This is a genomic window from Segniliparus sp. (assembly GCF_051660745.1).
Lineage (GTDB): Bacteria > Actinomycetota > Actinomycetes > Mycobacteriales > Mycobacteriaceae > Segniliparus.
This window is the reverse complement of the sequence record NZ_JBOFQF010000003.1, coordinates 257,262-270,631: the sequence shown is the minus strand read 5'-3', so window position 1 is coordinate 270,631 and position 13,370 is coordinate 257,262. Positions and strand designations below refer to the sequence as shown.

Genomic DNA, 13,370 nt, shown 5'->3' with positions numbered 1-13,370 from the left:
GGACATTGCGCAGGATGAACTCGCGTTTCAATCGGGCGTGGTGGCGGATCAACGCCGTGCTCGCGGTCGTGATCGTCCTCGTGGCGGGCGGATACGCGCTGCACATCAGGTCGCAGCACCGCCGCGTCGCCCTGCAGCACACCGCCGAGGGCGACGTCCGCCAGGCGGTCGCCGCCTATCTCGCGGCCCTCGCCGACGGCGACCTTGAGAAACTTCGTGAGTCGACCTGCGACGGCTACCACAACGGCTTCTTCCGCACGGTCGACCCCGCGCAGTACAAAGCCGTCCACGACAACGAGGCGGCGGCGGGCAACATCCTTGTGCTCGACGGCTTCGGCCCGGTCGTGCTCAGCCCGCCGACCGCGCAAGCAGAGGCCGTCGCCCACTCGCAGTCGGCGCCGCAGTCCACGCGGTTGGCGTTCTCGCTGCGCCAGACCGGCGAGCAGTGGCAGGTCTGCGATCCCGAGGAGCCGAAAGCCCCCGGCAGCGCCACCGCCACGCGGGCTCCCGCTACAGGGAAATAGATTTTCCGGTGGCTCCGAGGTCCGCCACGGCCTGGATCACGCGCTCGGTCATCGAGGCCTCGGCCTTCTTGAGGTAGCCGCGCGGGTCGTAGAACTTCTTGTTCCCGACCTCGCCGTCGATCTTGAGCACGCCGTCGTAGTTGGCGAACATGTGCCCCGCGATCGGGCGGGTGAAAGCGTACTGGGTGTCGGTGTCGACGTTCATCTTGACGACCCCGTACTTGAGCGAGTCCTCGATCTCGGACTTCAGCGAGCCCGAGCCGCCGTGGAACACGAAGTCGAACGGCTTGGCGCCTTCCGCCAGGCCGAGCTTCGCGGCGGCGACCCGCTGTCCCTCGGCGAGCACCTCCGGGCGGAGCTTGACGTTGCCCGGCTTGTAGACGCCGTGCACGTTGCCGAACGTCGCGGCCAGCAGGTACTGGCCCTTCTCGCCCGCGCCGAGCGCGGCGATGGTCTTCTCGAAGTCCTCGGTGCTCGTGTACAGCTTCTCGTTGATCTCGGCCTCGACGCCGTCCTCCTCGCCGCCGACGACGCCGATCTCGATCTCAAGGATGATCTTGGCCTTGACCGCGGCCGCGAGCAGCTCCTCGGCGATGGCCAGGTTCTCGTCGATGGGCACCGCCGAGCCGTCCCACATGTGAGACTGGAACAGCGGGGCCTTGCCCGCGTTCACCCGTTCCTGCGAGATCGCCAGGAGCGGGCGCACATACGTGTCGAGCTTGTCCTTGGGGCAGTGGTCGGTGTGCAGCGCCACGGAGACCGGGTACTTGGCGGCCACCACGTGGGCGAACTCGGCGAGCGCGACGGCTCCGACGACCATGTCCTTCACACCGAGGCCCGAGCCGAACTCCGCGCCGCCGGTGGAGAACTGGATGATGCCGTCGCTGCCCGCGTCCGCGAAGCCCTTGATCGCCGCGTTGATCGTCTCCGAAGAGGTGCAGTTGATGGCGGGGAAGGCGTAGCTGCCCTCTTTCGCCTTGCGGAGCATCTCGGCGTAAGCCTCAGGAGTGGCGATGGGCATGGAGCGCGGTCCTCTCGTCGTCGGTTGCAGTCCTGACCCGAACAGGCTACCCGCCCCGTGTTCCTTCCGCTCCGGGGCCTCTCCCCGGGGCAGGCGCGCAGGCCCCGCGAAACAGATCGGCGCTGGCCGCGAGCAGGCCTCCTGGCCCTCTCCCCCGCAGACGCGCCGGTTCAGGACACACGTTGTTCAGAAAAATCGGCTAGCCTCACGGACGTGATCGCACAGACTCTCGCCGACGCCGCTGCGGCTCTGCCGCACATGCAGACCATGGCGCTGCCGCACACGGCGACCCTCGCCCTTCCCCACTACTTCGACCCGCAGTGGTTGCTCACCGAGTCGCAGTTCGCGAAGGCCGTGCTCCCGCTCATCGCCATCATCCTCCTCATCGAGACCGGCCTGTTCTTCCCCTTCCTGCCCGGCGACTCCCTGCTCTTCACGGCGGGCCTGCTCGCCGCATCGCAGGCCGAGCACGGGCACTTCCCGAAGCTCTGGCAGGTGATGCTGGTCGCCACGGTCGCCGCGATCATCGGCGACAACCTCTCGTACTGGATCGGCAGACGCACCGGTCCCGCGCTCTTCAAGAACCCGAAATCGCTGCTCCTCAAGCCCAAGTACTTGGAGGCGACGAGCGCGTTCTTCGAGAAGCACGGCAAAAAGACGCTGCTCATCGGCCATTTCGCACCTGCGGTGCGCACCTTCATCCCGCCGTCGGCAGGCGCGAGCGGGATGCCCTACCGGGTCTTCCTGCCCTTCGACGTGGTGGGTGTCGTGCTCTGGACGGTCGGCCTGACCTGGCTCGGCTCCCTGCTCGGCCAGTTCGACTTCATCAAGAACCATGTCGACTTGATCGTCGTCGCCGTCATCGTGATCACCCTCGCCCCGGTCGTCGTCGGCGCCCTGCGCGCCCGCCGCTCCGCCAAGAGCGCGGCGCAGGCCGAGCATGTCGCGCCGGAAGAGGCGTTGCACCACATCGAAGAGGTCTACCACCGCGACTGAGCTGCCGGCTGACTCACAGCAAGCGCCCAGAAGCCGCACCTGTTCTCTCTCAGCCCTGTCTTGGGTTTAGTTGCCAAGCTACTGCGCATGGACACGGTTCAGCTCCCTCGGCTTCATGAGCGGCTCGCGCTCGCAGGCCTGCTCGCAGGCACGGCGCTCGTCTACCTCTGGAACATCTCGATCAACGGCTGGGCGAACCAGTTCTACGCGGCAGCGGTGCAAGCAGGCTCCCAGAGCTGGTCGGCGTGGTTCTTCGGCAGTCTCGACCCGCAGAACTTCATCACCGTGGACAAGCCGCCCGCCTCGCTCTGGCTCATGGGCCTGTCCGGTCGGATCTTCGGCTTCTCCAGCGCGAGCATGCTCGCCCCGGAGGCCCTGCTCGCCGTCGGGACCGCCGCGCTGCTCTACTTCGCCGTTCGCCGGGTCTCCGGGCACGGCGCGGGCCTGATCGCCGGGGCCGTGTTCGCGTTGACCCCCGCCGCAGCGGTGATCTTCCGGTACAACAACCCCGACGCGCTCATGGTCTTCCTCATGGTCCTAGGCGGCTACTTCCTGCTCCGGGCTGTCGAAGCTGTCGGCGGACGGGCTTCCGCCTGGTGGCTCGTCGGCTGCGGGACCGCGCTCGGCTTCGCGTTCCTCGCCAAAATGCTCGAAGGGCTCATCGTCCTGCCCGCATTCGCCCTCGCCTACCTCGTCGCCGCCCACGGCTCGTGGACAGCGCGCCTCGGCAGGCTCATGGCGGGAGCCGGGGCGCTGGTCGCCGCGTCCGGCTGGTGGGTGCTCGCAGTGGCGCTCACCCCCGACCAGGTCCGCCCGTATGTCGGCGGATCGACCGACGACACCGAGATCGACCTGATCCTCGGCTACAACGGGCTGCAGCGCGTGATCGGCGGCGGCAAACAGCATGGCGGCGGGGGCGGGCACGACTTCATGCCCGGCGGCCAAGGCGGCCATGGGGGCATGCACGCGATGAGCCAGGGGCCGGGGATCGCCCGGCTCTTCCAAGGCGACCTCGCCTCGCAGATCGACTGGCTGCTGCCGACCGCGCTCCTCGCCCTCGTGATCGGCCTCCTCCTCTGCGGCCGCGCCGCCCGCACCGATCTCGTGCGCGCCGCGCACCTGCTCTGGGGCGGCTGGCTGCTCACCGGGTTCTTCCTGTTCTCCTTCATGAACCACGGCATGCACACCTACTACGTGGTGGCGCTCGCCCCTGCTGTCGCAGCCGTCATCGCCACCACGCTCCGCCAGCTCTGGCAGCGGCGGGACGAGCAGCTGGGCCGCGCAGGCCTCGCGACGCTCGCCCTGTCCTCCGGCCTGACCGCCTGGTTCCTGCTGGGACGCGCCCCCGACTGGCTCCCCGCGCTGCGCTGGGCGATCCTCGCGGGAACCGCTGCCGCCGTCGTGTTGCTGCTCCTTCCGCGCGCCGCCCGGTCGACGCGCCTGTCGCTTGCGGCCGCAGCCCTCGCCCTCCTGGTCTCGCTCGCCGGGGCCGCCTCGTATGTGCTGGCCACGGTCGACAGCCCGAAAACCGGCGGCAGCCCGAGCGCGGGGCCGAACCTCGGCCCGGCCGACCAGGGCGGGGGCTGGAACAAATCGTTCGACGTCTCCCCCGAGCTCGCCGCGATGCTGCGCGGAGCGGGGACGCAATGGGCGGCCGCCGTGGTGCGCTCCTCGCCCGCGGCGAGCGTGGAGCTGGCCGCCGACGTCCCCGTGATAGCGGTCGGCGGATTCGGCGGGAGCGATCCCGCCCCCACGCTCGACGAGTTCGTCGGCCTTGTCAAAGGCGGCAAAGTCCACTACTTCCTCGACCAAGTCCCGGCCAAGAACGACCAGGCCGGGAAACCGGGCAGGCAGAACGACCGGAACCAGCCGAGCGCGCAGATCGAAGCCTGGGCGAAGGCGCACACGCCCGCTCCTTCGGTGCTGGGCGGCGTGGAGGTCTACGACCTCAGCAAGAGCTCCTGAGCGAGCCCGCGCTCACCAGCGGGCGGCCAGGTCCGCGTGCTGGGCGACCCACGTGTGCATGACGATCCCCGCCGCCACGCCGACGTTGATGCTGCGGGTGGAGCCGAACTGCGCGATGGCGACGGCGCTCTGGGCCGTCGCGCGCAGCTCCGGCGAGAGCCCGCTGCCCTCCTGGCCGAAGAGCAGCGCGCAGCGGCGCGGCAGGGCGAAGGCTTCGATCGGCTCCGCGCCATGGGTGTTGTCGACGGCCACCACCGCAAGCCCGTGCTCCGCCGCGTAGCCCGCGAACTCCTGCGCGGTCGCGTGATGGTGGACGTGTTGGTAGCGGTCGGTGACCATCGCGCCGCGCCGGTTCCACCGCCGCTTGCCCACGATGTGCACCGCCTCCGCGAGAAAGGCGTTGGCGGTGCGCACGATGGTGCCGATGTTCGCGTCGTGGGCGAGGTTCTCGATCACCACATGGAACGGGTGCCGCTTGCGGTCGAGGTCCGCGACGACCGCGTCCCGCCGCCAATACCGGTACGCGTCCACCACATTGCGCCGATCGCCGTTGGCGAGCAGCTCTGGATCGTATCTCGGGTCCTGGGGCCATGTCCCCTCCCAGGGGCCGACGCCGACTTCGCCCGCTCCCCACTCCGTGGGGCCGTGGGCGTCCGTGCCTGCGTCGTCGTCGCTCACAGTCCGAGGTCGGCGAGGCCGAGGAGCGAGCGGTAGGGCACGCCTTCCGCCTCGATGATCTTGTCCGCGCCCGTCGCCCGGTCCACCACCGTCGCGACGCCGACCACTTCCGCCCCCACCTCGCGCAGCGCGCGGATCGCGGTGAGCGGCGAGTTGCCGGTGGTGGTGGTGTCCTCGACCACGAGGACCCGTCTGCCCTCGACCGAAGGGCCTTCGACCCTGCGGCGCATCCCGTGGGACTTCTGCTCCTTGCGGACGACGAACGCGTCGAGCGGGCGGCCGGGGGCGTGCAGCATCGCCGAGGCCACCGGGTCGGCGCCAAGGGTCAGGCCGCCGACGGCGGCGAAGTCCCAGTCCTCGGTGCGCTCCCGAAGGAGCCGCCCGATCAGCCCTGCCCCTTGGTGGTGCAGCGTGACCCTGCGCAGGTCCACGTAGTATTGCGCCGTCACGCCGGAGGACAAGACGACTTCGCCGCGCACGACCGCGAGGTCGCGCACCAAGTCCGCGAGTTCCGCCAGCTCGGCGGGGTTAGGTTCTGCCACGGCCAGCCCTCGGAGCCGCCCGGCGCACCAATGGCCTCGGGAGGAAGGTCGCGAAAGCCACCACCGCTTTATACCGCGCGCTCGCCACGCTCGTTCCCCGTGTCGCCGGACCGGTCATCCCTGGCCAGCCCGACGCGGCAGTTGGCCTTGCGGGGCGCCCGGGTCGAAGCCTTCCCGGTCCACCGGCTCGGGGTCGAGCTCCGGCGGCAGAACGCGGAGCAGGTCCGCGAGCTCGCGGACGACGATGGCGGCGGTGTCGAGGTCGGACTCGGGAATGTCGAGGGGCAGCTCGGCCAACACCCACGGCCCCTCGTTCCACAGGACTCGGATGAATTGCGGCAGGCGCGCGATGAAGCCCTCCAGCCTCGGATCCCACAGGAACCGCTGGCCTGCGCCGACATCGCTCGCGTGCACCTCGTAGCCGCCGAGCTCGCCGACCCGCGACACGTCCGCCAGCACCGGCGCCCCCGCCCAGCCCGCGCGCAGCTCGACCAGCACCGAGGAGGGGTGCTCGGTGTGCAGCGCTGCGATCGCGACGAGGTCGTCCACGTCGAAGAATTCGAGAATCCCGATGTCGGTCTCGGCCCGGACGATCGCGCGGGCCGCTTTCGCCTGCCGCGCGGCGAAGACCCCGCGCCGCCACCGGTGCACGAGCGCGGTGTCGCTCGACTCGTACTGGAAGTTGCGCTCGTTGGCCCACTGCTGGCGCTTCTGGCGCTCGGACTTGACCAACCGGTCGAAGAAGCCCTTGCGCCGCGCCGAGGTCTCCGCGGGGACGTCCTCGACGTGCGCGTTCTCGATGTACACGGGGCCGTTGTAGACCGGGCCGTTGTACACGGGCGCGTTGTAGTTGTGCACGTGGGACTCGTTGTGCACATGCGACTCGTAGTGGACCGTGCTCCCCGGCGGGACCGGAAGGTCGACCGGCAGCGGGGCCGGCACAAGAGCAGGCGCAATCGCCGGAACTGCCGCCTGGGCCGAGACGGGCTCGAGCTGCGGGCCTTGCCCCTCCAGCTCGGCCGCGGGCGCAACCGCCCGCAAGGCGGGCTCGACGGCTGGCGGCTGCGCCGCCTGCTGGGGCTCGGCGGGCTCGGGATCGTCCCACGCGGCGGCCCGAGGCGGCGCCACATGGATCTTCCCGGTGCTCGGCACGGCGTTCGCCGAGCTCGGAGAGAGCCGCTTGTCCAGAAGGACCAAGCCGAAGCCGATAAGCGCCGTCACCGCGGCCAGGCTGAACCACAACACTGTCACGCTGTGCGAGCGTAGCAGAACATCCGGCGCGGACGTGCGCGTTCAGCCCGCGCGGGAGCGATCTCGGGGCCAATGGAATTTTTCACCCCGCCCACGAGGGGCGGGGCGAAAAATTCCTACGGGGTCCCGATCTCCAACTTGTCCTGGTCCTCGCCAAGGCCGACGACGACCTCGTCGCCGTCGCGCACCTCTCCCGCGAGGAGCAGCTTCGCGAGCTCGTCGCCGATCGCGTGCTGGATGAGCCTGCGCAGCGGCCGGGCGCCGTAGACGGGGTCGAAACCCCGGCTCGCGAGCCAGTGCTTCGCCGCATCGGTGACCTGGAGGGACAGCCTGCGCTGGGCGAGCCTGCGCTGGAGCTGGCCCAGCTGGATGTCCACGATCCCGACGAGCTCCTCCGGGTTGAGCCCGTCGAAGAGGACGATGTCGTCGAGCCGGTTGATGAACTCCGGCTTGAACGCCATCCGCACCGCGAGCATCGTCTCCTCCTCGGTGCCGCCCGCGCCGAGGTTGGAGGTGAGGATCAGGATCGTGTTGCGGAAGTCCACCGTGCGGCCCTGGCCGTCGGTGAGCCGCCCTTCGTCGAGCACTTGCAGGAGCACGTCGAACACGTCCGGGTGCGCCTTCTCGACCTCGTCGAAAAGCACCACCGAGTACGGCCGCCTGCGCACCGCCTCGGTGAGCTGCCCGCCCTGGTCGTACCCGACGTAGCCGGGCGGCGCGCCCATGAGCCGCGCGACGGAGTGCTTCTCGGCGTACTCGCTCATGTCGATGCGGATGATGGCCCGCTCGTCGTCGAACAAGAACTCCGCGAGCGCCTTCGCCAGCTCGGTCTTCCCGACCCCGGTCGGGCCGAGGAAGAGGAAACTGCCGGTAGGGCGGTTCGGGTCGGCGACGCCTGCCCGCGCGCGGCGCACCGCGTCGGACACGGCCCGGATGGCGTTCTTCTGGCTCACCACGCGTTTGCCGAGCTCTTCCTCCATCCGCAAGAGCTTCGCGGTCTCGCCTTCCATCATCCGTCCCGCCGGGACGCCGGTCCACGCGGAGACCACGTCGGCGATGTCGTCGGGGCCGACCTCCTCTTTCAGCATGACCTGCTCGCCGCCGCCCGAGGCGTCCGTGAGGCGCGCGAGCTCGCGCTCGGCCTCCGGGATCCGCCCGTAGCGCAGCTCCGCCGCCCTGCCGAGGTCGCCGTCGCGCTCCACCCGGTCGGCTTCGGCGCGCAGCGTCTCCAATTGCTCTTTCACGTCGCGGACCGAGTCGATGGCCTGCTTCTCGCGCTGCCAGCGCGCGGTCAGCTCGGCGAGGCGCTCGCGCTGGTCGGCGAGCTCGCCGCGCAGCTTGGCCAGCCGGGCGACAGAGGCTTCGTCCGCCTCCTTGGCGAGGGCGACCTCTTCCACCTCCAACCGGCGCACGACGCGCTCGACCTCGTCCACCTCGACCGGACGCGAGTCGATCTCCATCCGCAGGCGCGAAGCGGCCTCGTCCACGAGGTCGATCGCCTTGTCGGGCAGGAAGCGCGAGGTGATGTAGCGGTCGGAGAGCGTCGCGGCGGCGACCAGCGCGGAGTCGGTGATCCGCACGCCGTGGTGCACCTCGTAGCGCTCCTTGAGGCCGCGCAAGATGCCGATGGTGTCCTCCACCGACGGCTCGCCGACCAGCACTTGCTGGAACCGGCGCTCCAGCGCGGCATCCTTCTCGATGTACTTGCGGTACTCGTCGAGGGTCGTGGCCCCGACCAGCCGCAGCTCGCCCCTGGCGAGGAGCGGCTTGATCATGTTGCCCGCGTCCATCGCGGACTCGCCGGTCGCGCCCGCGCCGACAATGGTGTGCAGCTCGTCCACGAAGGTGATCACCTGTCCGGCGGAGTCCTTGATCTCCTCGAGGACCGCTTTCAACCGCTCCTCGAACTCGCCCCGGTACTTCGCGCCCGCCACCATCGAGCCGAGGTCGAGGGAGACCAGCGTCTTGCCGCGAAGGCTCTCCGGCACGTCGCCCGCCACGATGCGCTGGGCCAAGCCCTCCACGATCGCGGTCTTGCCGACCCCCGGCTCGCCGATGAGCACCGGGTTGTTCTTCGTCCGCCGGGAAAGCACCTGCACGACCCGCCGGATCTCCGAGTCGCGGCCGATGACCGGGTCGAGCTTGCCCGCCCTGGCGAGGGCGGTGAGGTCGGTCGAGTATTTCTCCAGCGACTTGTACGAGCCTTCCGGGTCCGGCGTAGTGACCCTGGCGCTGCCCCGCACCTCGGTGAAGGCCTCCCGCAACGCGGCAGGGGTCGCGCCGTGCTCGGCGAGCAGTCTCGCCGCCTGCGAGTCCCCCGTCGCGAGCCCGACGATCAGATGCTCGGTGGAGACATACTCGTCGCGCAGCTCGGCAGCGAGCTTCGAAGCGGTCTCCAACGCCAGCGCGAGGCCTTGGGAGAGCCGTGGGGCCGAGGCCCCGCCCTGCACTGTCGGCAGAGCGGCGACCGAGGCCCGCACGGCGGCGGTCACCGCTTTCGGGTCGGCCCCGCTCGCCTGCAAAAGCGGCGCGGCGATGCCGTCGGCCTGCTCCAGCAGCGCGAGGAGCAGATCCTCCGGGCGCACTTCCGGCCTGCCCGCGGCGGTCGCCGCCTGCACTGCGGAAGAGATCGCCGCTTGCGCCTTGGTGGTCGGTTGGAAGTCCATGTGTCCTATCGTCCTCCTTGGGCTGGCAGCCCGCCGTACGGGCGCCAGATCGAGATCGCGGCGCGCGGGGTCTGCGCGCCGTCGCATTGGTCAACACCACAATAGTTGAGTCTATTCCACTCAAGTCTAAACTGGTCCCGATCCATCGAGGAAAGGAACAGGCTCCGTGTCGAGCAATGACGAAGGCGGCTCCTCCCGGGGCGCGGCCGCCCGACTGCTCGCAGCGGTTCGGCGAGATCCCGCCGTGTTCGTCCGATCGTTCCACCTGGAGCTGTTCGGGTCCGCGCCGGAGCTGGTCGAGCAGTTCCCGTCCGGCCTCGGCGAGCACCGGACCGCGTTCGTCCAGATGGCCGAGCACGTCCTCGGGGCCTTCGCGGAAGGGTCGGACCCGCCCGCGCTCATCGACCTGCTCGGACAGCTCGGACGCGACCACCGCAAGCACCGCTTGGCCGAGCGGGACTACCTGCTCGCCCAGACCGCGCTCGCCAAAGCGCTGGCCGCGTCCGCCCCGGATCCCCGCGACCACGCGTTCGCCGAGCGGGCGGCGGCCCTGGTCTGCCAGGTGATGGCGCAGGAGGCGGGCCGCGACGAATCGCCCGAGAGCTGGTCGGCGGAGGTTGTGGAGCGGATCGACCATCCCGGCCCCACGGTCGTCGTCCGCCTGCTCGCCGACCCCGAGGCGCGCCCGACCCCCTTCCGCGTCGGCCAGTACCTCGCGACGCTCGTCCCGCAATGCCCCGGACACTGGCGGTACTTCTCCCCGGCTGTTCCGCCGAACGAGAACGGCGAGCTCGAACTCCACATCAGGGCGGTCCCCGGCGGCACGGTCAGCGGCGCCGTCCTCAAACACACCCGGCCGGGAGACCGCTGGCTCTTCGGCGCGGGCTACGGCAGCCTCGGGGCCGGGGTGGCAGACGTGCCGCCCGACCAGGCCGTGCTGCTGGTGGCGGGCGACACCGGGCTCGCCCCGCTGCGCTCGATCGCCCTCGCCCTCGCCCTGCGCGGCGAGAACCCCCGGACCACCATGCTCGTCGGAGCCCGGGGGCGCGCCGAGCTGTACGACTTGTCCGGCTTGCGAGACCTGGCCCGCGCGAACTCCTGGTTCAACGTGCTGCCCGTGCTGGAAACCGGGCCGTGGTCCACGCTCGCGCGCACGGCTGTCGAGTTCGCGGCCCGCTCCGAGGCCGTCCTCGTGAGCGGCCCGCCCGAGATGGCCGCGACCTGCGTCGAAGCCCTGCTGTCGAGCGGGGTGGCCCCCGGCAAAATCCGCCGCGACCCCGTTTCGTGAGGTGTGTCACATATCGGTAACGACCATCTGGAACCACTTGATGTGATCTAGGTCATGCACTACAACGGAAGTAGGAGCTCGAAAGGCAAAGTCGGATCCGGAAGAGAAGGAACCGACCCCCGGAACGAGCGTCCTGCGTGAAGAGTCAGCACCCACGCGGAGCACGCCGCGACAAGGGCAAGAAGCGCCGTGGGCCTGCGGAACTCGAGGATAGGACCAGCTGCGACCTCCGGGTTAGGGGCGAGCGGCAACCCGGAGGGACGCTGCCGGGATTGGCCAGGTCGAACGAGTCAACCGCCGAGGCTTAACCCCACGACCGATATGAGCACGCTTGGTCACTGATCGCTTTACGCCACGGGCGGTGGACACGCAGCCCGGTGGACCGCAGAGACAGAAGTCCTGCAGCCACGGCCGATGCCATGTCCACCGCCCGAACATCCGGGGCATACGACTTTGAAAAAGGAAGACGGGGAACGGGGCGGAGGGCAAACTTCACGCGCGGCCCGAGCCAGCGCGTAACATCGCTCTATGCACGAGCACTCTTCCGGGGAGCCGGGCCTCATCCCAGAAGGCCCGGCGGGCGATCGCAGGCGGGACGTCGCCCGCAACACGTTGCGCGCGATGCTCGACATCGCGACGCATGCCGTCATCGCAGAACTGCCGTCGAACATCGCCCCGACTCCCCCATGGGATTTCGAGGGCATGGTCGACCTCGCTTTCAACTCCGACGAAGGACATGCCAGCCGCTTCGCGGTGGCGCTGCTCGCGGAGCGCAAAGCCACGCAGATGATCGACGAGCTGCCCATGCCTTTGCGGGCCGACGTCCTCGCGGTGCAGATGGAGGACGACATCAGGCGGAACGAGGAACGCGGCGCACGGGCGGCCGCCGAGCAGGCGGCCCGAGACCAGGTCCGCGAGGCGGAACGGGACGGACGGGCGCGGCGCTACGCGGAGGCGGTCTCCAAGCGCGCGGACTTCCCGGCCCGGTTCGCCGCCTTCCAAGAGATCTACCGGCCTCCTCGGAAGAAATAACGCCCTGTTCACAAATCTCAGCAACAGTTTTCACGAACGGCATGAATTCTCTGGCAGAGATCTCGAAATCCTCAGCCGCTTGCTCTACTCTTAGAGGTCGCAAAACGGCAACGCTCCGGCCGATCAACGGCGAACGGCCGAGCGTCCTTGGAAAGGCGGATTGATGGCGACATCACGCAAGCGGATCCTCTCGGCCCTCGGCCTCGTGTTGGCGTTGGGCGCGGCCACTGCGGCCAGCGCCAGCGCGGACCCGGTGAAGATGGCCTCCAAAAATATGGACGAGACCACCCGCGACGGATGGCATATCCACATCGACACCGACAACGAGGTGGTCAACGCCATTCCCAACCTCGCCGCCGCCGCCAATTCCCGCGAGGCCTTCGTCACGCTCTCCGCGACCGCGACGGTGAGCGCGGGCTCCAGCTCGATCAGCGACAGCCTCTTCATCATGGGCTACCAGCTCGGCTGCCAGTCCGACGTCTCCAGCGGCCTGCAGATCGGCGGCGCGGCCACCGGCGGCGGCTCGCTCGGCGGCGAGGTGGACATCAACTCGTCCCCCGGCGTCTCGGGCAGCGGCAGCATCGGCGGCGGGCTGACCGGCTACATCCAGACCGACGTCGCCCCCGGCGCGATCGTCGACCTGCCGATGTCGAACATGGCGCTGTCCGACAAGGGCAAAGCCATGCTGGACATCACGAACCTGCACATCAAGGCCGACGCCTGCGGCGGCGACGTGACGATCCGCTCCTACGCGTACCTGCGCATCTCGACAGACGCCGCGCACTCCTCGTACGCCATCTACGGCGATCCCATCAAGATCTGAGGAAGGAACCACGACCATGCCCTCGAAGCTCGCACAGCTCGCCGCCGGGCCCGCGCTCGCGGCGCTCGCCATGATCGCCGCCCCCTCGGCCTCCGCGAACAACATCGTCACGCCCACCGTCCCCTCCGATCCGTACTACTCCCCGCCTGGGTACATCGGCTCGCTCCCCGGCAACTACACGTTCCAAGGCACGTTCGAATGGGTGCGCCCCCGCCGGTCAGTCGACTCGGCGGGCATCGCGGCCATGACGAACGCGGACCCGGCGGGCTCCGGAGCGGGCCTGCCCGGCAGCCATCTCGGCGTCGAGCCGCAGCGGTACGGGCCGAGCGGCGCGGTGTCCGGCATGCGGCCCTCGGCGCCGCAGCAGTCGGCCTCGACCTCCCCCGCCGCGGGCGGCATCCTGCCGGGGACCTCCGTGTCCAACGGCTTGGAAGACCCCAGCGGCAAAGCGCCGAAGAAACCGATCACCCCCGAGGCGGCCCAGCCGGGGAGCACCTCGACCACCGCGCTGCCGAACACCGCGAACTCGGGGCCGGACTCCCCGCCCTCGGCCTCCGACGACGACGCGTCCTCGGGAAACTGAT

12 protein-coding genes are annotated in these 13,370 nt (G+C 69.8%); 7 read left to right on the top strand and 5 right to left on the bottom strand.

Features of this window, described 5'->3' with window-relative positions; all coding sequences use genetic code 11:
- Positions 1-14 precede the first annotated feature (14 nt).
- Positions 15-524, top strand: a complete 510-nt coding sequence (locus tag ACRC20_RS01730; RefSeq protein ID WP_438684594.1) for an Rv0361 family membrane protein — start codon at positions 15-17, stop codon at positions 522-524.
- On the opposite strand, the gene fbaA is transcribed toward ACRC20_RS01730, so the two are convergent.
- Positions 511-1,545 carry a class II fructose-bisphosphate aldolase gene (gene fbaA / locus ACRC20_RS01725; RefSeq protein ID WP_438684593.1) on the bottom strand — a complete coding sequence of 345 codons (1,035 nt, stop codon included), beginning with the start codon at positions 1,543-1,545 and terminating at the stop codon, positions 511-513. The two genes, ACRC20_RS01730 and fbaA, sit on opposite strands and share 14 nt — an antisense overlap.
- 213 nt (positions 1,546-1,758) lie before the next feature.
- Here fbaA and ACRC20_RS01720 point away from each other — a divergent pair, with 213 nt between their 5' ends.
- Together ACRC20_RS01720 and ACRC20_RS01715 are read left to right on the top strand one after the other, a co-directional pair.
- Positions 1,759-2,541, top strand: a complete 783-nt coding sequence (locus ACRC20_RS01720; RefSeq protein WP_438684592.1) for a DedA family protein — start codon at positions 1,759-1,761, stop codon at positions 2,539-2,541.
- Positions 2,542-2,628: 87 nt separating this feature from the next.
- Positions 2,629-4,506, top strand: coding sequence for an ArnT family glycosyltransferase (locus ACRC20_RS01715; protein WP_438684591.1), 1,878 nt, complete (start codon positions 2,629-2,631; stop codon positions 4,504-4,506).
- A 12-nt stretch (positions 4,507-4,518) separates the two neighbouring features.
- Here ACRC20_RS01715 and ACRC20_RS01710 read toward each other — a convergent pair whose 3' ends face one another.
- The 4 genes from ACRC20_RS01710 to clpB all read right to left on the bottom strand — a co-directional run bounded on the left by ACRC20_RS01710 (position 4,519) and on the right by clpB (position 9,643).
- Positions 4,519-5,184 carry a TrmH family RNA methyltransferase gene (locus ACRC20_RS01710; RefSeq protein WP_438684590.1) on the bottom strand — a complete coding sequence of 222 codons (666 nt, stop codon included), beginning with the start codon at positions 5,182-5,184 and terminating at the stop codon, positions 4,519-4,521.
- Positions 5,181-5,726, bottom strand: a complete 546-nt coding sequence (pyrE, locus tag ACRC20_RS01705; RefSeq protein WP_438684589.1) for an orotate phosphoribosyltransferase — start codon at positions 5,724-5,726, stop codon at positions 5,181-5,183. The genes ACRC20_RS01710 and pyrE overlap by 4 nt, the downstream gene beginning before the upstream one ends.
- 114 nt (positions 5,727-5,840) lie before the next feature.
- Entirely contained in the window at positions 5,841-6,977 is a 1,137-nt protein-coding gene (locus ACRC20_RS01700) for a hypothetical protein (protein ID WP_438684588.1), read from the bottom strand.
- 116 nt (positions 6,978-7,093) lie between these two features.
- A complete protein-coding gene (gene clpB / locus ACRC20_RS01695) occupies positions 7,094-9,643 on the bottom strand; it encodes an ATP-dependent chaperone ClpB (protein WP_438684587.1) in 2,550 nt (849 codons plus the stop codon).
- 166 nt (positions 9,644-9,809) lie between these two features.
- On the opposite strand from clpB, the gene ACRC20_RS01690 reads away from it, so the two are divergent.
- From ACRC20_RS01690 to ACRC20_RS01675, 4 genes are all read left to right on the top strand, one after another.
- Positions 9,810-10,931, top strand: a complete 1,122-nt coding sequence (locus tag ACRC20_RS01690; protein ID WP_438684586.1) for an FAD-binding oxidoreductase — start codon at positions 9,810-9,812, stop codon at positions 10,929-10,931.
- Positions 10,932-11,459: 528 nt separating this feature from the next.
- Complete coding sequence (locus ACRC20_RS01685) at positions 11,460-11,963, top strand: hypothetical protein (protein WP_438684585.1); 504 nt, start codon at positions 11,460-11,462, stop codon at positions 11,961-11,963.
- A gap of 160 nt (positions 11,964-12,123) precedes the next feature.
- Positions 12,124-12,786: an MspA family porin gene (locus ACRC20_RS01680; RefSeq protein ID WP_438684584.1), complete on the top strand. Its 663-nt coding sequence runs from the start codon at positions 12,124-12,126 to the stop codon at positions 12,784-12,786.
- 16 nt (positions 12,787-12,802) lie between these two features.
- Positions 12,803-13,369, top strand: a complete 567-nt coding sequence (locus tag ACRC20_RS01675) for a hypothetical protein (RefSeq protein ID WP_438684583.1) — start codon at positions 12,803-12,805, stop codon at positions 13,367-13,369.
- Position 13,370: the final 1 nt, after the last annotated feature.